Annotated in this window: 16 protein-coding genes; 6 read left to right on the top strand and 10 right to left on the bottom strand. The window is 38.6% G+C overall.

The window, feature by feature from the left end:
- Positions 1–12: 12 nt before the first annotated feature.
- Positions 13–987, top strand: coding sequence for an RNA polymerase sigma factor RpoS (gene rpoS, locus I6F45_RS13730; RefSeq protein ID WP_007584786.1), 975 nt, complete (start codon positions 13–15; stop codon positions 985–987).
- A gap of 252 nt (positions 988–1,239) precedes the next feature.
- On the opposite strand, the gene mutS is transcribed toward rpoS, so the two are convergent.
- Positions 1,240–3,825, bottom strand: coding sequence for a DNA mismatch repair protein MutS (mutS, locus tag I6F45_RS13725; protein ID WP_165741561.1), 2,586 nt, complete (start codon positions 3,823–3,825; stop codon positions 1,240–1,242).
- Between the two features lie 21 nt (positions 3,826–3,846).
- Between mutS and I6F45_RS13720 the strand changes: the two genes are divergently transcribed.
- Together I6F45_RS13720 and recA are read left to right on the top strand one after the other, a co-directional pair.
- Positions 3,847–4,335: a CinA family protein gene (locus I6F45_RS13720; RefSeq protein WP_101217726.1), complete on the top strand. Its 489-nt coding sequence runs from the start codon at positions 3,847–3,849 to the stop codon at positions 4,333–4,335.
- A 68-nt stretch (positions 4,336–4,403) separates the two neighbouring features.
- Positions 4,404–5,447, top strand: a complete 1,044-nt coding sequence (gene recA / locus I6F45_RS13715) for a recombinase RecA (protein WP_024591486.1) — start codon at positions 4,404–4,406, stop codon at positions 5,445–5,447.
- Between the two features lie 382 nt (positions 5,448–5,829).
- On the opposite strand, the gene I6F45_RS13710 is transcribed toward recA, so the two are convergent.
- Together I6F45_RS13710 and I6F45_RS13705 are read right to left on the bottom strand one after the other, a co-directional pair.
- Positions 5,830–7,953, bottom strand: a complete 2,124-nt coding sequence (locus I6F45_RS13710; RefSeq protein WP_165742066.1) for a TonB-dependent siderophore receptor — start codon at positions 7,951–7,953, stop codon at positions 5,830–5,832.
- Positions 7,954–8,174: 221 nt separating this feature from the next.
- Positions 8,175–9,341, bottom strand: a complete 1,167-nt coding sequence (locus I6F45_RS13705) for a DcaP family trimeric outer membrane transporter (protein ID WP_197119077.1) — start codon at positions 9,339–9,341, stop codon at positions 8,175–8,177.
- A 440-nt stretch (positions 9,342–9,781) separates the two neighbouring features.
- Here I6F45_RS13705 and acs point away from each other — a divergent pair, with 440 nt between their 5' ends.
- Together acs and I6F45_RS13695 are read left to right on the top strand one after the other, a co-directional pair.
- On the top strand, positions 9,782–11,722 hold the full coding sequence (acs, locus tag I6F45_RS13700) for an acetate--CoA ligase (protein WP_165741001.1): 1,941 nt from the start codon (positions 9,782–9,784) through the stop codon (positions 11,720–11,722).
- A 104-nt stretch (positions 11,723–11,826) separates the two neighbouring features.
- The gene (locus I6F45_RS13695) at positions 11,827–12,477 is read left to right on the top strand and encodes a response regulator transcription factor (RefSeq protein WP_007584799.1); all 651 of its coding nucleotides are present in this window, start codon (positions 11,827–11,829) and stop codon (positions 12,475–12,477) included.
- A 181-nt stretch (positions 12,478–12,658) separates the two neighbouring features.
- On the opposite strand, the gene purU is transcribed toward I6F45_RS13695, so the two are convergent.
- Positions 12,659–13,489: a formyltetrahydrofolate deformylase gene (gene purU / locus I6F45_RS13690; protein ID WP_007584800.1), complete on the bottom strand. Its 831-nt coding sequence runs from the start codon at positions 13,487–13,489 to the stop codon at positions 12,659–12,661.
- Positions 13,490–13,702: 213 nt separating this feature from the next.
- Entirely contained in the window at positions 13,703–15,589 is a 1,887-nt protein-coding gene (locus tag I6F45_RS13685) for a hypothetical protein (RefSeq protein WP_165728458.1), read from the bottom strand.
- A 217-nt stretch (positions 15,590–15,806) separates the two neighbouring features.
- Here I6F45_RS13685 and I6F45_RS13680 point away from each other — a divergent pair, with 217 nt between their 5' ends.
- Positions 15,807–16,781, top strand: coding sequence for a DNA topoisomerase IB (locus I6F45_RS13680; protein ID WP_165741000.1), 975 nt, complete (start codon positions 15,807–15,809; stop codon positions 16,779–16,781).
- 48 nt (positions 16,782–16,829) lie between these two features.
- Here the strand turns inward: I6F45_RS13680 and pelG are convergent, their stop codons facing one another.
- Genes pelG through I6F45_RS13655 form a run of 5 tightly spaced genes read right to left on the bottom strand, consistent with a single transcriptional unit; the run spans position 16,830 to position 22,482 of the window.
- Positions 16,830–18,194, bottom strand: coding sequence for an exopolysaccharide Pel transporter PelG (pelG, locus tag I6F45_RS13675; RefSeq protein ID WP_007584803.1), 1,365 nt, complete (start codon positions 18,192–18,194; stop codon positions 16,830–16,832).
- Positions 18,182–19,699 carry a GT4 family glycosyltransferase PelF gene (pelF, locus tag I6F45_RS13670; protein ID WP_165728460.1) on the bottom strand — a complete coding sequence of 506 codons (1,518 nt, stop codon included), beginning with the start codon at positions 19,697–19,699 and terminating at the stop codon, positions 18,182–18,184. The genes pelG and pelF overlap by 13 nt, the downstream gene beginning before the upstream one ends.
- Entirely contained in the window at positions 19,692–20,675 is a 984-nt protein-coding gene (locus I6F45_RS13665) for a HEAT repeat domain-containing protein (RefSeq protein WP_165728461.1), read from the bottom strand. The genes pelF and I6F45_RS13665 overlap by 8 nt, the downstream gene beginning before the upstream one ends.
- Positions 20,672–21,970 carry a PelD GGDEF domain-containing protein gene (locus I6F45_RS13660; protein WP_165728462.1) on the bottom strand — a complete coding sequence of 433 codons (1,299 nt, stop codon included), beginning with the start codon at positions 21,968–21,970 and terminating at the stop codon, positions 20,672–20,674. Before I6F45_RS13660 ends, I6F45_RS13665 begins: the two co-directional genes overlap by 4 nt.
- Complete coding sequence (locus I6F45_RS13655; protein WP_165728463.1) at positions 21,967–22,482, bottom strand: protein PelC; 516 nt, start codon at positions 22,480–22,482, stop codon at positions 21,967–21,969. The genes I6F45_RS13660 and I6F45_RS13655 overlap by 4 nt, the downstream gene beginning before the upstream one ends.
- Between the last annotated feature and the right edge of the window lie 11 nt (positions 22,483–22,493).

Genomic DNA, 22,493 nt, shown 5'->3' with positions numbered 1-22,493 from the left:
GGGAGAAGGCTTATGGCTAGCGCAGCAAAACTTGACAAACACACTACGACTGACGAAAAATTCGATGACATCGCTGCTGATGAAAGCACAACTTTACTAGATAAAGTAGAAGACGATGAAATCTTTGCAAAAGAAGAAGTAACTAAAAACCTTGATGCAACCCAACTTTATTTAGGCGAAATTGGTTTTTCTCCTTTGCTTAGCGCAGAAGAAGAAGTGTTTTTTTCTCGCAAATCACTTCGAGGTTGTGAAGCCTCACGCAAACGTATGATTGAAAGTAACTTACGTTTAGTTGTTAAAATAGCACGCCGTTACAATAACCGTGGCCTTGCTCTACTCGATTTAATTGAAGAAGGTAACTTAGGCTTAATTCGCGCTGTTGAAAAATTTGACCCTGAACGTGGCTTTAGATTTTCTACTTACGCTACATGGTGGATACGTCAAACAATTGAACGTGCCATTATGAATCAAACTCGCACCATCCGCCTACCAATACATGTTGTTAAAGAGCTTAATGTTTACTTACGTACAGCGCGTGAATTAACTCAAAAGCTTGACCATGAGCCAACAGCTGACGAAATTGCAGCTTGCCTAGACAGACCCGTTGAAGACGTAACTAAAATGCTACGTTTAAACGAGAGAATAGCATCGGTTGATATGCCGATTGGTGGTGAAAACGACAGTGTACTGCTTGATATCATCCCAGATGAAAAAAGTGCAGGCCCTGAAGGCGAAGTACAAAATAATGATATTAATAAACACATTGTAGATTGGTTAGGTGAATTGAACCCTAAACAACGCGAAGTGTTAGCACGTCGATTTGGATTACTTGGCTACGAGCCATCTACACTTGAAGATGTAGGTCGTGAAATAGGCTTAACACGTGAGCGTGTAAGACAAATTCAGGTAGAAGCATTACGTCGTTTGAAAGACATTTTGCAACAAGAAGGTTTAAGTACAGATAGCTTGTTTAATCAGTTTTCGTAACTGGTTAAATAGTTTAAGAGACTATGTGTGTTAAAAAGCCGAAGAATTTATTCTTCGGCTTTTTTATGCTTGTAAATTAGATGATATAAATTATACCAATCTGCTTATATACGGGGTCTATTTAACGTTAAGGAAATTACGCTAGAACTAGGCAAAAATTTTTGTATCTAGTTGTTCTAAATAAAAAATTTCTAACGACGTTATAGTGCAATTTAATTCGTTAAATTGATCAAAGATTTATGCAGGTTGGTATTACAACAATGCTTTTAGTTTATATAATAAATCGTGCGCTTGGCGTGGCGATAAATTATCAGGGTCGATAGCGCTTAATTGTTCTTCTACTTCAGAAGGGGCACTTTGTGCAATTTCGTTATTAAAAGTAAAGGCTTGTTGCTCAGTATTTGGTGCAGTAACGCTTTGATGATTTTCAAGTAACTTAAGTTTTTGCTTTGCTTGTGCAATAACAGCTTTTGGCACACCCGCAAGAGCAGCTACCTGTAAGCCAAAGCTCTTGCTTGCTGCGCCATCAAGTACTGTATGCATAAAGGCGATTGTATCGTTATGCTCTATTGCATCAAGGTGCACGTTTACCAGGCCTGTTGTTTGTTCAGCAAGTTCTGTTAACTCAAAGTAGTGCGTAGCAAATAATGTTTTAGCTGATATTTTTGACGCTAAATGATCGGCTGTTGCATACGCAAGCGAGAGCCCATCATAGGTACTTGTACCGCGACCAATTTCATCCATTAACACTAAAGACTGCGCCGTGGCATTATTTAAAATAGTCGCTGTTTCGGTCATTTCTACCATGAAGGTTGAGCGACCTGATGCTAAATCATCGCTTGCACCAATACGTGTAAATATGCGATCAATATTACCTATTTTAGCGCTGTCTGCAGGTACGTAACTGCCAATGTGAGCCATTAGTACAATAAGTGCTGTTTGGCGCATATAGGTTGATTTACCGCCCATGTTTGGACCCGTAATAATCAACATTTTACGTTGGCTGTTTAATTCAACAGGGTTAGCAATAAACGGTTCTTTCATTACTTGTTCAACAACAGGGTGACGACCTTGCTTAATGCTTATATTGTCGTTATCGCACAGTTCTGGTTTTGCATAATTGAGTGCAAATGCACGTTCGGCCAAGTTATTCAACACGTCTAAATCGGCCAGTGCTGCTGCCATCATTTGCAGCTGTTCAATATGTGGAGCGATAAATCTGAACAGCTCTTCGTATAGTTGCTTTTCAAGCGCTAAGGCTTTTGATTGGCTACCAAGTACTTTATCTTCGTGCTCTTTAAGCTCTGGAATAATGTAACGTTCGTTATTTTTGAGCGTTTGGCGACGAATGTAGTCGGCTGGCACTAAGTGGGCATTGGCGCGGCTTACTTCAATAAAAAAGCCATGTACTCGGTTATAACCAATTTTAAGCGTACTAATACCCGTGCGTTCGCGTTCACGTAACTCTAGTTGATCAAGTACATCGGTTGCACCTTTACTTAAGTTACGCCACTCATCTAGTTCGCTGTTGTAACCAGGGGCAATAACGCCACCGTCACGAATAAGTACCGGTGGATTTTCTATCACTGCACGTTCTAATAACTCTTGTAAATCAGGGAGCTCAGGCGAGTGCTTGATAATACCCGCTATACGAGGATCGTTAGCATCGCCTAACAAAGTGTGTAGTGGCGCAAGTGCTTGTAATGCGCTGCGAAGGCGAGTTAAATCGCGCGGGCGAGCAGTACATAAAGCTAAGCGTGCAATAACACGCTCTACATCACCAATCTCTTTTAATGATTCGTGTAATTCACCGCACAGTTGTACATCTAAAATAGCGCTAATTGCATTTAAGCGTGAATTTAGCTCGTCTTTATTACGTACAGGTGTATGAATACGGCGCTTAAGTAAACGAGAGCCCATAGGTGTTGCTGTTTTATCAAGTACCTGGGCAAGTGTATTTTCAAACCCACCTGATAAATTAACGGTAAGTTCTAAATTTTTACGGGTTGCGGCATCTAAAATAACAGCGTGTTCGTTGTGCTCAAGCGTAATTGCACGAATATGTGGCAGTGCAATACGTTGTGTATCTTTTACGTATTGCATTAAACAACCGGCAGCAACAAGCGCGCTGTGGGCTTTATCAACACCAAAACCAACTAAATCTTTAGTACCAAACTGATCGCATAATAAGTGCTGAGCCGTATCTAAGTCGAACTCCCACTCTGGGCGGCGGCGGGCACCTTTTATATGCTCAATTAAATGAAAGTTTTCAAAGCTTTCGCTATACAGAAGTTCTGCCGGAGCTAAGCGCTGAATAGTTGAGTTAAAGGCTTCGTCGGTGTTAACCTCTACAACGTTAAAGCGACCAGAGTTAATATCAAGGTACGCGATACCGTACAGACCTTTTTTACTTTGCCAAACGCTAGTAAGAAGATTGTCTTGTCGTTCTTGTAAAAGCGCTTCATCAGAAATTGTACCAGGTGTAACTATACGAACAACTTTACGATCGACAGGGCCTTTACTAGTTGCAGGGTCACCCACTTGTTCACAAATAGCGACTGATTCACCCATTTGGACTAGGCGTGCTAGGTAGTTTTCTACTGCATGATAAGGTACGCCCGCCATAGGGATAGGATCGCCACCGGCTTTACCGCGATGAGTTTGCGAAATATCGAGTAATTGAGCGGCGCGTTTAGCGTCATCAAAAAAGAGTTCGTAAAAATCGCCCATACGATAAAACAATAAAATATCGCGATGCTCTGATTTTATTTTTAGATACTGCTGCATCATAGGGGTTTGTTGTTTTATAGTGTGTGGTGCATAAAGATCAAACGACATGTATTTACCCAAAGGCTGAATATGGAATTACATCAAGAGATTAAAACACTTGCTGCGCAATTAGGCGCTATTTTAACGGATAAATGCTTATGGATCACTAGTGCTGAGTCATGTACTGGTGGCGGAGTGAGTTATGCCCTTACAGATACGCCCGGAAGCTCTGCTTATATTGACCGCGCATTTGTGACTTACAGCAACCAAGCAAAGCAAGATTTGCTAAATGTAAGTGCAAGCACATTAGCAAAGTACGGTGCTGTGAGCGAACAAACAGTGCGTGAAATGGCATTAGGTGCTATTAAAGCAACAAATGCAAATATATCTATAGCTGTATCGGGTATTGCAGGACCTGGCGGGGCAACTGATGGCAAACCTGTGGGACTTGTGTGGTTTGGCATACAAATTAATGACAAAGTACTGACCTTTAAACAAGTATTCTCTGGCGATAGGGCTCAAGTTAGACTGCAAGCTATTGTATTTGCATTGAAAAGTGTAATAGATGAGATAAAATAAAAAAATTAGCTTGATACTGTGATTTCATACAGTATACTTGATTCCATTAGCTGGATTTGGAGAATAAAATGAACGATAACAAACAAAAAGCGTTGGACGCAGCACTATCACAAATTGAACGTCAATTTGGTAAAGGCTCAATTATGAAATTGGGTGATAACAAAGCGTTAAACATTGAATCTGTATCTACAGGCTCATTAGGTATTGATATTGCTTTAGGCATAGGTGGTTTACCTATGGGACGTATTGTTGAAGTATACGGACCTGAGTCATCTGGTAAAACAACGCTTACTTTACAAGTTATCGCAGAAGCACAAAAAGAAGGCAAAACATGTGCCTTTATTGATGCTGAGCATGCTCTAGATCCAGTATATGCCCAAAAATTGGGTGTAAATATAGATGAATTATTTGTATCTCAACCAGATACAGGTGAGCAAGCACTAGAAATTTGTGACATGTTAGTACGCTCAAGCGCAGTAGATGTTGTTGTAATTGACTCGGTTGCTGCACTAACACCAAAAGCTGAAATTGAAGGCGATATGGGCGATTCGCACATGGGCTTACAAGCACGTTTAATGTCGCAAGCATTACGCAAGCTTACTGGTAACATTAAACGCTCTAACACGTTGTGTATTTTCATTAACCAAATCCGTATGAAAATTGGTGTTATGTTTGGTAACCCAGAAACAACAACGGGTGGTAATGCACTTAAGTTTTACGCATCGGTACGTATTGATATTCGTCGTATTGGTTCTGTTAAAGAAGGCGATGAAGTTGTTGGTAACGAAACTCGCGTTAAAATTGTTAAAAACAAAGTAGCGCCGCCGTTTAAACAAGCTGAATTTATCATCATGTATGGTGAAGGTATTTCTAAGCAAGGCGAGCTAATTGACCTAGGCGTTAAGCATAAAATTGTTGAAAAAGCAGGTGCTTGGTATAGTTACTGTGGCAACAAGGTTGGCCAAGGTAAATCTAACTCAATTAAGTTTTTGAAAGAAAACCCAGAAATTGCAGATGAGATTGAAGGCAAGTTACGCGAAATGCTTTTATTAAAAGCAACTATTGAACCAGATGATGGTGAAGATAAGTTGGGCGATGACGCTGATCTTTAACAGCCTCAAAATGAGTTTTTAAGCTTGATTTGACCCGAGCTTTAAAAAGCGTTAATCAGTAATGATTAGCGTTTTTTTGTTATTAAAAACTTAAAGTAGATAACCTGAGCTCTGGATAATAAATCTATCTCGAGCAGCTATTTTCAGCGCTAACTGCGTTGAATTTACTTACAATAGGCCAGCTATTGACGCGTAAATTCGCCTTGTTTCCACTGAAAATCTCTGGCTAGAGAAAATAAATTTAAATACCACTATGATTCAATACGTTAGTAAATCTCTTAACCAGAGTTTAGGTTAGATAAAAATAAAAACGACACATTAAAAATGTGTCGTTTTTTAATTTAACCGCAAAAATCTACAGCCTTTAATTAATCAAATATATTTATAACTGCCAATTTACAGATAGAGCGTAGTTACGCGGTGCACCGTAGTAACCTTGTTCCCAGTATAGGCTGTGCAAATATTTTTCACCTGTGGTGTTATTAACGTTGAAAGTGACTCCTACGTTATCTGTAATTTTGTAAGTGGCCATTAAATCAAGTAACCCGTATGCATCTTGGTTGGTAGTAACACTTGCAATACCATTAGCATCTTTAACTTGAACTCGGCTAGTTGAATCCTGCCAGCGATAGTTTGCACCAAATGATAAGCCATCAACTAAAGGCACTTGGTAGGTTGCGGCCACTTTAAGTTGGTTTTCTGGTGTGTAATCTTTTACTAAATCATCACCATCAATATTTAAATTACTAAAGCTAATACTTGCACTTAAATCATCTGTAAATTTACCACTTAACTCTACTTCAAAACCATTACTACTAATGCCATCAGCTGCATAATAACGCGTATCACTTGGTAATGAGTTAGCTATAGCAACAGCAAGGCCATCTTGTTTTGCATCAAAATAAGCAAACGTTACAAATAACTGGTCGTCTAGAAGCTGTGCTTTGACACCTATTTCGCTACTTTTGCCAGTAACAGCAGGTAGTTGATTGGCATTTATGTCTAGTTCTTTTTGCGGTACAAATGTTTCTGTATAGCTTGCATAAGCCGATAGAGATTCGTTAAAGTCGTACACTGTACCAATGTACGGTATTAGCTCAGAGTCACTTCGAGTTTGAGCAACGCCATAGGCTGTGCCTTTTGTTTCCCAATCGGTATAACGCACGCCAGCGAGCACACTTAAAGGCTCACTTAATTTAATGCGAGTAGATATGTAAGCTGATTTTTGCTCGTTAGTAATATCACTACCATTTACGCCATCAACAAGTGTTGCCTCTGGTACTACACCATCCCACGTTTTAAGTGATGGCATATCTGGAAAACCATTGCCTGTAGTGTAATCGTAAAGAGACTGCTCGTTGTAATCCATTTTAGCTTGGCTAACACCAAATGATAGGTCGTGCTCTTGATTAAATAAATCAAACTTACCACTGGCGTATAAATCAAATAAGTCATGCTTATCTTCGTAATCATAACGGCTAGCATAACCTGTTAAACCAAGTTCAGTATCTCTATCAGGGGTACCGTATACGTAGAACAGCTCTGAGTTTTGCTTGTTTTCGATGTGAGCATAGCGTGCTCTAGCCACCCATGTTGCTGATAAGTTTTGTTCAAGCGTTACATATACTTGCTCTGCACTGTTATCCCAGTAAGACCAATCAGCAGCAGTACTGGTTGATTCGTCATAGTTAGTTGGTGAGCCGTCGGTGTAATAAAGAGGTAGTGCCCCCCAAAGTGGGCTATTAGCATCTTTTTGTTGGTTAACGTAGTTAACGCTTAATAATGTGCTGTCTGTTAATTTGCCTTCGTAGGCTAAATAAATAATTGTTTTATCTGTTTCGTAGCGATCTAGGTATGAATCAGCTTTTTGCTTTGTAAATACAGCACGTACGGCGTGTTCTTCATTTATTGGCGTAGATACATCTAAATCTAAACGTTTTTTATTCCATGAGCCATACGAGGCTGATGCATTTGCTTGTGTTGTGTAAGTTGGCTTTTTTAAAACCATATTTACAGTTGCAGAAGGATTACCGGCACCGGTCATTAAGCCATTAGCGCCACGAACTATTTCTACACGGTCATAAATTGAAGTATCAAGACTGCCTTGAATAGATCCAGAGCTTTGTGGAATACCTAAGCCATCAACTTGAAAGTTAGTAATTTCAAAGCCACGAGCTTTAAAGTAAGTACGATCTGTTTCTATTTGCTCTACTGTTACGCCGGGGGTGCTTTCAAGTACTGAGTTTATATCGTCTAGTGAAAAGTCGTCCATTAATGCGCGTGATACTACCGAGATTGACTGTGGTGTTTCTTTAATTGTTAGACCTAGTTTGGTAGCTGATTGCGCTTCTTCTGTTATGTAGTTTTTGTGATGTTGACCATATACCGCAATTTTTTCGAGAGGTTCATCTTTTACAGTTGCTTCATCAGCAAGTGCATAACCAGATAGAATTAAAGAAGTAGCAAAGCTTAATTTAGATAAACGCAAAACTTGAGGGGACGACATAAGTTTTTCCAGTTAGTTCAAAAAGAAGTGCGTAACTTAATCTAAATGATATCGATTTGCAATTAGGTTGTGTGTTTTTACCTATTATTATTCTATTTTGTTGGATTTTAGCGTCACATAAAGAGATTATGGGTACGAATTGATGAATTATATAGAACTTAATATCCCTTATAAAAAAAGCGGCCTAGGCCGCTTTTTTAAAGTAGTTAGCTTTTTAGTTATTAAAAAGAGTATTTAACAGAGAACTGTAAGCGATCTAGATCGCCATCTACGCCACTTTCAGTTTCACGTTCAGCATGCTTTAGTTCAGCACCAAACGTTAAACGTTTAACGGGTGAGTATAGAATATTTGCGCTGTAGCTTTGGCTTGATTCTGTCGGATCGCCAGAAATAGCTAATAAATCAGTGTTGTTATCAGCGCTAAAGAATGAGTATAAGAACGTTGAGCGCCATTTGCTTGTCCACTTGTGCTGGTAAGCAACAAAACCAGAAGTTGAGTCAATCGCATCTAGTTCATCGCCATTAAGTACTGCACCGTGAGCTACGTTTAAGCCTACGTAACGGCCTAAGCCTTTGCCTTGAGTAAGCATAAATTTAAGGTTGTCTTCACCAAGGTTTATTTTACCCGATGCACTAATACCAAAAGATGTTTCATCGGCATCAACACTGCCTACTTTATAAGTAAGTTGGCGAGCAAGCGCGGCAACAACAATGTTACCCCAATCAGCTTTGTGTGTGTAACGAGCTGTAAAATCGGGTAATGATGCATCATCAGTGACTACCATACCGCTAGTCGTAGAAATTGTACTTTCTGGGTTTTCTAATGAGAAAGACCATGCGCCAGTGGTATATTTAATTTGCGATTGACGCACAAACACAGTGCCTTCAGCAGGCCCTACAAAATCAAGCGTTTCAGCAAGGGCACCCACGTTTTGAAAGTTAGACCACGTTTGACCAAATAACCAACCATCGTAAGTAACAAACGCGTGGCGAATACGTGGTGCGTAAGAGTTTGAAACTCGCTCATTACCGCCAGCAGCCGAGGCTAAAAAATCAATCTCAATTTTAGTCTTAACGGTTTTGCCGTTATCCATTAAAGTTGATGTACCAAAATTAAAGCGTGACTCGCGTGCATGCATATCAAATACTGCATCAGAGCTATTGTCGTCACCAACGGTTAGCGTGCTTGGTACGTAAAAATCACGGCCAACGTTTGTACCAGCCGGTGCACCTGCGGAGTAATCACTCCACATTGTGTCTAGCTTGATGTATCCACCGTAAGTAAATTCGGTATCACCAATTTTTGCAGCAGTTGCCGCGTATGCAGTACTTGATAGTGCACATAGTACAGCGCTTGCTGCCAATGTTTTTAATGGGATAAATTTCATTGTGGTGTCCTTTATAGGCTACTTGTTGTCTGTTACTTTTTTTTTCATGTAAGGTTGTATTACTTGCTACGAGTATTACTTACGAATAAAAAGGGTGTTAATTTAGCTTTTCAATACACATATTGTTTTCATTCGTTAAATAAAGCTTTTATTAAGTACTGCAGTAAATACGTTTATTACAGTACCGAACACTGTTGAATATGCGCAATATTTACTCAATTACCTATTGGTCTATAAGACTAAGGTTTTAGAGTTGATAAGTTTGTATTCACTTACATTTAACGCGTTGTATTATTTATGTAAAAAAATTGAAAGCAGAAGGATTATAAACTACAAATGAGCAAATTGGTGAGGAATACAACTAAGGTCTAATACTTAATAAAGTACTGCTGAGTAATCCTTGATAAGAGCCTAAGGCAAGTAATTTAATGGAGACGAAGATGTCACAAAGTATCTATCCAGTTCCGGCGCATATTAAAGATGCGACTCTTGTAGATAAAAATAAATATAATACGCTTTACAAGCAATCTATTGATGACCCAGAAAGTTTTTGGCGTGAGCATGGCAAACGTCTTGATTGGTCTACCCCTTATACAAAAGTTAAAAACACATCATTCGACAAAGGACATATAAATATTAAATGGTATGAGGATGGCTACCTTAATGCTTCGTACAATTGTATCGATCGTCACTTAAAAACCAAAGCAGACAAAACGGCGCTTATTTGGGAAGGTGACAGCCCATCTCAAAGTGAGAATATTACTTATCAACAATTGCATGATGAAGTGGCTAAGTTTGCCAATGGTTTAAAAAAGCTAGGTGTTCAAAAAGGTGATCGTGTAGCGATTTATATGCCTATGACGCCTCAAGCTGTTTATGCAATGCAGGCTTGTGCACGTATTGGTGCTATTCATTCGGTTGTATTTGGTGGCTTTTCACCTTCTGCGATTGCAGATCGTATTCGAGATTCGGGTGCCAAAATTGTTATTACTTCGGATGAAGGGCGCAGAGCAGGTAATTGTGTTCCATTAAAAGCAAATGTAGATGAAGCGGTAGCGCAAGAAACTGTAACCTCAATTGAGCATGTTATTGTGCACCAATTAACCGGCGGTGAAGTTGATTGGAATGAGCACGATATATGGTGGCATGACCTAGTTGCTGATTTACCAGCAAAGTGTGAACCAGAGCCAATGAACGCTGAAGATCCATTGTTTATTTTATATACATCAGGTTCAACAGGTCAGCCGAAGGGTGTTGTGCATACTACTGGTGGCTACTTAGTTTACTCATCAATGACACATGAATACGTATTTGATTTAAAAGAAGACGATGTGTATTGGTGTAGTGCCGATGTAGGTTGGATCACAGGCCACAGTTACATTGCATACGGGCCATTAGTAAACGGTTGTACACAAGTATTATTTGAAGGTGTACCAACTTATCCAACTGCAGGACGTATGGGCGAAATTGTTGATAAACACGGTGTAACTATTTTATATACTGCGCCTACAGCAATTCGTGCGCTAATGGCGAAAGGTGATGAGCCAACTGCTTCGTCAAATCGCGATAGTTTACGTATTTTAGGCTCGGTTGGTGAGCCAATTAATCCAGAAGCATGGACGTGGTATTACGAGAGTATTGGTAAATCTAATTGTCCGATTGTTGATACGTGGTGGCAAACAGAAACCGGTGGCATAATGATTACGCCTTTACCGGGTGCAACTGATACAAAGCCTGGCTCTGCAACCCATCCATTTTTTGGTATTGCGCCAGCATTATTTGATGCTGAAGGTAATACACTCGAAGGTGCCGTAGATGGTAATTTAGTTATTTTAGATAGTTGGCCATCGCAAGCGCGAACTGTTTATGGCGACCATGAACGTTTTGAACAAACTTATTTTAGCGCCTACCCAGGTGTTTACTTTACTGGTGATGGGTGTCGTCGTGATGAAGACGGTTATTACTGGATCACAGGACGTGTGGACGATGTACTTAACGTATCAGGTCATCGCTTAGGTACTGCGGAGATTGAAAGTGCTCTTGTATCACATCCAGCAGTAGCAGAAGCCGCTGTTGTAGGTTACCCGCATGATATTAAAGGCCAAGGTATTTATGTTTATATTACGCCAAATGAAGGTGTAACAGTAAGCGATGAGTTAACCAAAGAGGTACGTAACTGGGTTCGTAAAGAGCTTAGCCCAATAGCATCACCAGATATGATTCAATGGTCTCCAGGTTTACCTAAAACGCGCTCAGGCAAGATTATGCGTCGTATTTTACGTAAAATCGCTGCAAATGAGCACCAACAACTCGGTGATACGTCAACGCTTGCAGATCCATCTGTAGTCGATGAACTAATCGAGAACAGATTAAATCGTTAAATGTGCGTTAAAAACTTGATTACAAGTTGATTCTAAACGTAGTATATCGGCTGTCAGTAAGGGTTTTATACCTAACTGGCAGCCGAATTTATTAGGAGTGAACCATGAGTCAGTTTTTAATAGCGGACGACCATCCGTTATTTCGTGAAGCACTAAAGGGCGCATTGAGCGCAAAATTTGAAGGTTTAGAGGTTTTTGAATCATCCGATTTTGACAGCACACTGCAAGTGTTAAGCGAGCAAGAGGATCTTGATATATTACTGCTAGACCTTCACATGCCAGGTAATGGTGATTTATATGGTCTTATTCGTATTAGAGAAGAATACCCAAGCTTACCTATTGCCGTTGTTTCGGGTAGTGAAGACGCTAATATAGTTTCTAAAGTAATGGGTTACGGCGCTATGGGTTTTATTCCTAAATCGTCATCGTCTGATGATATTGCCAGTGCAATTAACCAAATACTTGAAGGCGATACATGGCTACCAAAAGAGTTAAAAAACAAAGTAGCTGAAATTGAAGGTGAAGACCGAGAAATAGCAGCGCAAGTTGCCTCATTAACACCTCAACAATACCGAGTGCTGCAATATCTGCACGAAGGTTTACTTAATAAGCAAATTGCTTATGAACTGCACATATCAGAAGCAACAGTAAAAGCACACATTACAGCCATATTTAGAAAACTCGGCGTGTACAATCGTACCCAAGCCGTTTTAATTGCCGCGAAATTAAAACTCGAGCCAATAGAGCAGGCATAATTTACATTTAAAAAGTCACTTGCTTAATTATGAGCAAAAAAATGCCAGCAACAATGCTGGCATATTTTTATGTGTAGAATAGTTAATCAGAATTCAGGTTAATAACAAAATGCATACCTTGTTATCAACACTGTTTTATTACCTCAAAATAAACTACTTAATTAAGCGAATTGGTACAATGCTAAGAAAACACTACAGTTTTATTACCATTAATAAATAGCTTATGCTCTGATGCAAGTTGGAGTGCTTTACAAAACACTGTTTTCTCTACATCTTTACCCATTTTAGCCATCATTTCTGCAGTATTAGCGTGCGTTACGCTTGTTACGTCTTGAAGAATGATAGGTCCTTCATCAAGCTCATTATTCACAAAGTGAGCGGTAGCACCAATGATTTTTACGCCGCGCTCAAATGCTTGATGATAAGGTTTAGCACCTATAAATGCGGGTAAAAATGAATGATGAATATTAATTATTTTGCCTTCAAAGCGACCCACAAATTCAGGGCTTAAAATACGCATGTATTTGGCAAGACCAATAATATCAGGGTTGTAGCTGGCAATTAAATCACCTACTTTTTGATCGTGCTCGCTACGAGTTAGTCCTTCGTGCGATACAACATGAAACGGCACATCAAACCCTTTTGCTAAAGGCTCTAAATCAGCGTAGTTAGCAATAACTGCTAATACTTCAATATTAAGAGTTTGTTCAAATTGCTTTAGCAACATACCACCTAAACAATGGGCTTCTTTAGTTGCAAGTAAAACTACTTTAGTTTTTGCACCGCAATGTAGGGCAAGTTTAGCGCCTTGTGGCAACAGTGCGCGTAGTTGATCTAAAAAGTCGCTTTGTGGCTCGCCTGTAAGCTCTGTGCGCATAAAAAATCGCTGTGCGTCTTTATCTACAAACTCGTTGTTACGCGTAATATTTAAATTATTTTTATGACAAAGCCCTGTGATTTTAGCTATTAAGCCTACGTCGTCAGCACATTGGGTGGTTAGTATATAGCTCATTGTCCTCATTCTTACCCTGTGATTAATACTTCATTATTTGTGTTTTGGCACATAAAGCAAGGGCTTTGTGGACTAATCCAATATTAATCATGTTGTTGAGTATAAAAGAGGTAGTAAAGTTAAAAGGTATTGAATAGAGGTTAATAAAGGATAAAAAAATGCCACCTAATTTACAAGGTGGCATTAATACTAATAATCCAGAGTTTAAGTTAATTAACCCTTTGGCTCGGGAGATAAGCTTTCTTCTTGTCTTAAATACCCGGCAGCTTCTTCGTCATCTTTAGCTATCGCTTGCTGAGTAGGTATAGCACGCGTTTGCTGATTTAATTGATGTATTTGTGAAGCATTACCTAAATCACGCTCACTGGTGATTGAGGCGATAGATTCACGGTCTTTCAAGAACGCGATAACGTCTTTTTTGATTGCTTGTAATTGTCCTTCGTCTTTATGCATTTCCATAATATGGCGAGGATGTTCAAGATTTTTCATACCTGTTGCTGCAAACGTAGTAGAAATAACACGAGAAACAATAATCCAAGGCGTTATGCTACTGCGTACTAAAGTATTTTCTGAGCGGGTACTATCATGAATACCAGTACCTGTTGATATTTTAGACTCAGTAAATGTGCCTTCGCATTTAAAGTACACTAGTAGTGATTCAAATTGCATTTCAGCAAAAAATAGATGAGCTGTATTTGTAAGCAATTGCGCAAATGCTTTAATAAGTATACTTATTAGCAATAAGTGAAAGCTTGTCATTAATAGCTCACTAAATTGAATAACATGTTGGTTATTAAATGCTTGTTTAAAGCTACTAATATTTGCAGCGTCAACGTAATGATAAATATTAATAAACGAATACGCTAAAAACACAGTAAACGCTAAGGCTATAATATAAAGCAAGTTACCACTTACTAAAGCAAGTAACCTTGCTAGCGTAAAGTTTTTACCTAAGTCTATTGAGTGCAGTTTAGGTTGAATCTCTTGGATCATTTCACCTTTAAAACCGCCTTTACCTTCAATTTGTTCTTGAAGCTTAGGATCTAATTCGCGATAAACTCTGTTAGGTACTTCTTTATAACGACGGTTAGCCATTACTAGATTGTCTAGGTTTATAAAAATTTCGTCTGGATGAACAGACTCTTGCCAGTTTTCACGTAGTTCTGATACTTCAGCAGAAGGGGTAACTGCATTTAAACGCGCTTTAATCATAATAAAAGCAATTGCGCAGCTCAGAGTGGCTAATACAATAATCGCAATTAAGTACATGCCAGCATGAAGACTAGGTAGTTGCTCAATCCAGCCATCTATTTCTTGTTTGCTAATGTGTTGTTCTTTCATCAGCCATGACATAGAAAGGCCAATAGCGATTGGTAGAATAAAAGATAAAGAAATAATTTTAGCGAGTGCACCAGTACCAAGTGCTTCAATATTTTTTTCAGCGTTTCTAGAAATAGGTTTACCCGTAGAGCGCCACGAAAAAAGCACGTAGAACATTAATATGGCACTATAAACAGGAAATGCTAATTCGCCTGCTTCACCGGTAAAACCCGATAAAGATACAAATGCTACAAGGCCATAAGCAATAAGTGCAACAAGGGTACTTACCCATGAGCCAAATAAGCGCTGAGCAACATTACGAATAGGATAAGGTAGGAATAATAACTTAGGGATTAAGCTGTGAAGTAAACGTGATAAAAAACCATTAGGCTCTTTAAACGTACTGTTTTTACGACCAACCAGCATTTCTTCGAGTGATTGCGCGGTGTAGGCTACTTCTTTTTGTTCTTCTTGGGCGGTTGATGCTTGTGATTTGCTGTAGTTATAAGCAAGTGAAGTAGGGTGGTTTCTGCCTACAAAATACTTAAGAGTTGCATAAATACCACTTGAAAGTGAGCGAATGCCGAATGCTAAAATAAGCATGCCAAACACCATTAAAATCCATCCAGCGGTTGTATCTTCTTTTACTGATCCCGCAGCAATAACAAGTAAACTAATACCCGCTATAGACTCAATGAGTCCTCTTACAGCTGTTACTTTACCTTCAAGTTTGAAGGGGTTTTTTAGTCCAAGATCAATCGATCCATAATCAAAAGCCATTGAATGCTCCTTTTAAACAGCATGCCCAATTAAGGGAGAATATAAGCGTAGTTATAATAACCATTATATATATCGTATTTTTGTTTTTGCTCAATTTTTGATTATATATCAATAAAGTCGTTCAGTTTAAGGTTATTTTAAAGTGGTACATTCTATGCTTTGAAATATAAGCTTAAGCGAGTTAACAATATCTCTTTTAAATGCTTGAGGAGGAATGATGGAATTGATTTACGTTGATGATAGTTTGCCCGGAATTACCCGAAAGAAAAAAAACAAACATTGGCAGTATTTTGACCCAATAGGAAAAATAATTAAAGAGAAGGCCGTTATTGAGCGCTTAAATTCACTCGCGTTCCCGCCTGCTTATAAAAGTGTATGGTTTTGCCCTGAAGAAAATGGGCATATTTTAGCAACAGGTTACGACAGTAAAGGACGAAAGCAGTACCGATATCATCCATTATTTACACAACAACAAGATGCTAAAAAGTATCAAGCTTGTAGTGTGTTTGGACATAAGCTGCCGTTACTTAGGGCTCAATTAAAGGAAGCATTGCAAGGTGATGAGCTCGATTATGAACGTACTTTAGCAGCCATTGTTAGATTAATGGATTTAGGTGCTTTACGGGTGGGGAATGAACGTAATGTAAAACAAAATAAAAGTTTTGGTGCGACAACCCTAAGATCAAGGCATGCAAAATTAACAGGAAAAAATATTAGATTAAAATACCGTGCAAAGTCAGGCAAAGAAAGGGAAGTAAATATAACGGATAAAGCATTGAGTAGTGTTATTAAGGAGCTTCAGGACTTACCCGGGCAACACTTGTTTCAATATATAGAAGAGGGGGAGCGCTCTAACGTTACCTCTACTGAAATCAATCAGTATATTCAAAATATAATGGGTGAAGAATTTAGCGCAAAACACTTTAGAACATGGCGAGCAAGTGTGATTGCTTTTAAAGAAGTGTATGAAGCAAAAGGCGCTATTACATTAAAAAAAATGCTTGATGAAGTGTCTTCAAAGCTTGGGAATACGCCAACAATAGCGCGTAATTCTTATATTCATCCTGATGTTATTGAGCTTTGTAAGAAAAATGAATCAGAACAAACTCATTGGCGCGACAATTTTAAATTACCCCGTAAAACAAAGTATCTTAGTCGGTTTGAGCGCGGTTTATTAGAGTTTTTAACGTAACGATAAAGGCTGTAGCTTACAGCCTTTATGCTAAGTTTTTATATTATGCTATTGCAGCATAAACGTTTCGTATTCTAAATCTTCAAATTGTTTTGAAAGCCAAAATAATCCTACTACCGAGGTAATAATGGTTGCTAATGCAAAGCCATAGCCATAAAACTGCGGTCCAAAAGCAATTGATAACAAAGTTAAAACAACGTTTATTACCAAAAATAACCCCGCTAAAAATAGCACTGTTGAGCGTTTATCTAAATAAAACAAAATATTTAAAATAGATAAAAATATAACTTGTACGCCTACACCTACTACATCAATAAATAAAAGCGTTTTATAGTTTGGATCAATGCCAATAAAGGTAAGTATTTGCTCACCCCATAATAATAAGCAGGCAACGGTAATACCCTGAATTTTAAATATATCGTATAAACCGGCACGCGCAGTTTGGATCATACTGTCTTTTAATATGTAGATCTCTTCAAGAGATGAGCCACCACGAATAGCGGTGTAAAAACGGTCGTACTCTTCTACAAAGTCTGTTTCCATTTTTACTAAAAATACCGCCATACCGGGGATAATAGACAAATAAGCCAAAAATATAGGTAAGTCATAAATTGGGCTGGCTCTTAATGTACCAATAATTTGAATTGATGTGCTTGGAGAATACCAAAAAATGATTTTATCAGCCCATACACCAATGTTATAAAACAGACCACAAAAGAATAGGCTGTAATACACTTTTTTATTGCTTAAAAAGTCAAAGCTTATAAGTTTTTCACCTGGGTAGCGGCGAATAATCATAAATAAAAAGCTAAAAAAGAGCAGTGCTTCGCCTGCAAAAAACGCAAAAAATAAGCCGTCTAGCTGCCAGTCTCTTAATAAATATGCAAGCAATACCATAAAGGCGTAACCACTTAGCATAGTTATTAAAATTAACCGGTACTCTTTCATACCTGATAGAAAAATAGCGCCAAGCCACTGATTACATAAGCTTACAAAGGCACCTAAAATTATAATCTTAGTAACAACGGGTATAGGGAGCATAGGCCATACAGCTAAGCCCACCAATAACGCAGCTATTGTTGTTACAAGTTGCGCACCAAGTAAATTAGGGAGTACTTTTGCCTCTTCTTTTTGAAAAAACAAATCGGCAATAAACCGAGTTAGTAATAACTGCAAGCCACCCGTTAAAATAAGTGAGGCTGCCATCATGTAGGTAACAAGCGTTAAAAACTGAATAATAAGTACTTTAGGTAATACAATTCCTAAACTTAAAATACCAATTAGCATTAACGCTACAATAGAGAGCAGCCAGGGGCCTGAGCCTATTAACCCTGCGTAGCCGTATGCTTCAAAAACTGAGAGCAGGGTATTTTTTTTGAGAATTTTTCGTATCTCAAAACCTATTCCGGCCATGCCATTGTATCCTTATAAAGTTTATCGTAACGGGCAAACATGTGGCTCTCGTCATAAAATTTTTGTACGCGGTCTAAACCACTTTTTTGATACTCAAGCCAAGCTTGCTCATTTGTTAGCATATTTGATATTTGTTGTGCTGTTTCGCTAGGTGAAGCAATTGAGACAACTTCACCAGCTTTACCTAATGCTTTATCTTCATCGGTGCCGCCTTCGATTATTTCGCGGCACGAGCCAACATCACTAGCAAGTACAGGCACACCGGCCGCCATTGCTTCTAAAAGCACTAAAGGCTGCGCTTCGGAAATCGAGGTTAAAGCAACAATTCCGAGCTTAGGTAAAATTTTGGTAATATCTTGCATACCTAAAAACTTAACACTGTTTTGTAAATCAAGGCTGCCTACAAGTAGTTCACACTCTTTGTAATATTGCGGATCTTCTTCATAAGGGCCGATGATCCAGCCTTCGACCTCTGGTAATATCGATTGCGCTTCTTTAATCGCACGTATAAAGGTTTTAATATCTTTTATAGGAACTACACGTCCAATTAATCCAACAACCGGTGGTATCTGTTTTGGACGCTGCTCAAGCGCTTCAATAAAGCGCACTGTTTTAATACCATTAGGTACAACAAATGCTTTTTCAGGCGCTGCACCATCTTTTATTTGGCGCTGTCTGTTACCATCGTATAGCGAAATGATCTTATCTGCTTCTTGGTATGTTGTTCGGCCTATTTGCTCAAAAAAGCTGATCCACATTCGGCGAATAAAGCCCATCTCGGTATTTAAGTTTTTACCTAGGCTTTGTTCAGACTCTTTGATCCAACTGGCTTGAATAAGATCTATTTTTCTCTCTTTGGTGTAAATACCATGCTCGGTCAACAAAAAGGGAGTATCGCTTATTACACTGGCACCAGATCCTAAAATACCAGCATACCCGGTAGATATTGAGTGAATAAGTTTAACTTTTGGAAGTCCACGTGCAATTTCGGCTATTTTAAATAGCGGTTTATATAAATTGCGGTATGACCAAAAAAAGTCAATAAAAGAGGATTCATCACAAAAAGTTGAATAGTAATTGATGAGCACTTGCCACGATGATTCACTATATAAAAAGTCGGCTTCGTTAATACCGTCTTTTTTAGCCAAAGTTTCAAATGCAAATTTTAACAATTCACTCGGAATAGGCTCGTTACAATCTCTAAAATAATTTTGTAGTTGCTGCCAAAAATCAAAGAGCTCTTTTTTATATTTAATGCCATGCTTAGCTTTTATTTCAGAAGTGTCATTTTCCACTAAATAATGAACATGCAGCTTGGTAACGTTTTTAGGTAAAGTATATTGAATCTCGCCATAATGCTCTGGCGCTCCACCTATAAAAACAAGCTCAAAGTTATAATGAGGTAACCCTTCAATTATTTGATGAACCCAGCTAGATACACCACCACGTATGTAAGGGTAGGTACCTTCCAAAAGCAGTAAAATGTCTGCATTTTTATTACTCATGCCAATACTCCTGCAAATGACGTAATTCACTGCCTTTAGGTTGTTCTGGGAGTTCTTTTAAGTAGCGTTTACAGTCGTCAAACTTGTTCATACAAAAGGCAACTTCGGCTTTATAAGGGAGAACATGACGCCTTGCCATACCAAATTCGGTTGCTTTAAGTAAGTACTCATGGGCTATTTCGTATTTGTCTAAGGCTAAAGATATACGGCCTAAAAATATAAAGGTTGCAGGTGTTTTTACGTGCTCAATACTTTGCTGTGCAAGTGTTTCGGCTTTTTCTAAAACGTATTTTCGCAGTGCACCTTGGGCTAAACCTAAGTAGCTAAGTTCCCAATAAAGTTCGGCTAGTTGTTTTTGTAAATGACTCAATTTAGGCTGCTTAGTCGTAACGGCTATTTCTTGCTGATATAAACTGATTTTTTCGTTGAGTTTGGTTTCTTTACCATCAAGGGTTGAGTAGGCGAGTAGGCGAATATCATCTTCTAAATCTTTAAGTGCTAGCTTTAAAATAGGAATAGCTTGTGAGTCACTCATGTGACGAGCTGCCATTACAGCACTTAAACGTTTATTTGGTTCACTCGCGTGCTTTAAAATTGCTTTAAGCCCGCCCATAGAATAGGTTGGATTTGCTGATATAGCTCTGGCTTCAAAAGGAAGCTCAGGTATTTTATGCTCTTCAATTTCTATATCATCGTTTTTTAGAGGTTTACACAGAGCAAACGTAAGCGCTACTACAACACCTATAATTCCAAGTACTGGTAATGTAAACAATAATAAAAACATGAGCAAAAAAGAGCTATAAGGAGTCGTTTTGTATTTTTTAGGTATAAACACATAACTAACAATAGCAAAAAGGATGCTAGCAATAGCATGTAATAGTATAGCTAAAAACCAATTAGGTGTTTCCAGTACTTCTATTAGTGCAAAGTACTGACAAATACACCCTAAAATAGCCGCTATAATAATTATAATCATGAAAGTGAAACCAATCTCTTTATATCATCTGAGCTTATTGGTAGTGCAAGTTGTTGCTCAATAACAATATCAAGCTCAGCTAAAGTGCTACCAGTGCGCTCTTTACACCACGTGTTCATTCGGGCAATAAAGCCTGCTTTTTCAAGTTCATCAGCTAATGGCATTAATAGCAGTAATACCTGATTTTGATTATCATACAAATAAATGTCTAAACCACGGCGTGCTTCACTTAAATAACTCATAAGTTGAGTCGATTTATCAGTAATATTATTGGCTTTTATTTTTAGCAGCTGCGATGGAATGTTGTATCGTTTTGCTTCTTTATTCGCGCGTTTAACTTGGCGAATAAAGTATGGAGACTCTTCATACGTCATTACTGGGTTTGTTATTTCATGGCGCAGCAGGTCGCCAATATGCCCAGCCATAACAGCAAGTAGTGTAAGAGTGGTATTTTTAAGTGCAAAAAATTGTACTCTTTCAACTAAAATAACGCCGTAAATTGTATTATTTACGTCGATAAGTGGGATTGCCATATGGTATTTACTTATACCTAATGCAGTTTTTGCGTCTTTTACTGATACTAATTCTTTTTCTTCAATCATCGCTAATATAAGAGGATCATTTTCAGCTATTTGACCCATTTGGCTAATAGAGGCAAGTGGTGGCTCTAAAACAGTGTCGTTTTCAACTTTATATAATCCCGCTCTTTCTAATAAGCCATATTCAACGAATAGGTCGATTATTTTTTGCGCTGCGCTATCAAGCCTTCTTTCTTTTAATAGCCCGATAGAGGTTCTTACTGCTTGTAGCGATTCACGCAAACTTAACGTGTGGCCAGCAAGCATTTGCTCTATTCTATCGTGAGATGAATTAATTAAGTGATACTGACGAGTAAATGTTTCAAGGCGATCGGTTACGTACTCAAGCTGAATACTTTGTTGTTGATTAGTACGTTCCCACACATCCCTAAATTCGCCAGTGATCATAATTACAATAATGTAGCCAATCATGGCGTTAATATTGAAGTCGCTTTGTGGTGATAAAATATTTGCTTGAAGTAAACAAAGTTGACCAACAAGCAAACATAAAATACTAATAAAGCCTTTTGAAAAGCCATAACGTAGAGAAACTAAAAGTGGGCCAAGTACAGGCCACGAAAACCCTCCCTCAGTCCAAAATGGGTCCTCTGCGTTAAATAATACAGGCAGCCCTAAAGCAAGCGCGGTAAATATAAATACCTCAGCCCATATTTGTAGCTCAGGAACGTCTCTTGGTCTAAGGAAATGTGTTTTCACTCACTAACCTCTATATAAGAAATTAAATCGGCAATCACATCTTGTGCTGTTGCTGCAATGCTATCGCGACCCCAGCCACTTTTAGCAATAGTTCCCGTCCAAATTGGCGTTGTTTGCCCGTTAACTGTGAGTGATAAGGTCAGTGCTACAACAGGTTCTCCGTCAAGACCGGCTTTATAGCGCCACTCTTCAATGCTACCTGTTAGTACATAGTCAGCTTGTTGAGTGCTTAACCATTGCATAGCATTGTCTAAACGGTATTGATCGTCCAGTGGTGGAAGCTCTTTAGTGTTTACGCGAGGAGCGCGTATAAGAGTTGGCAATTTATTTTGCTGCCAAATACTGGCCAAAATATCTTCAGCACGCTCACCAGCAAGCGGTGTTTGAGCATGATTAACAAGTGGCATTAATGCCACAATTTTTGAAGGGCTAAGCTCTACATCATCAGCAACTCTGCTGGTGGTACATGCTGATAATAGTAATACCAAACACGGTATAATTAAACGAAACATACTCTCTCCTA

The sequence above is a fragment of the Pseudoalteromonas sp. SWYJZ19 genome (genome assembly GCF_015864375.1).
In the GTDB taxonomy this organism is placed as follows: Bacteria; Pseudomonadota; Gammaproteobacteria; order Enterobacterales; family Alteromonadaceae; genus Pseudoalteromonas; species Pseudoalteromonas arctica.
This window is presented reverse-complemented; position numbering and strand designations above follow the sequence as displayed.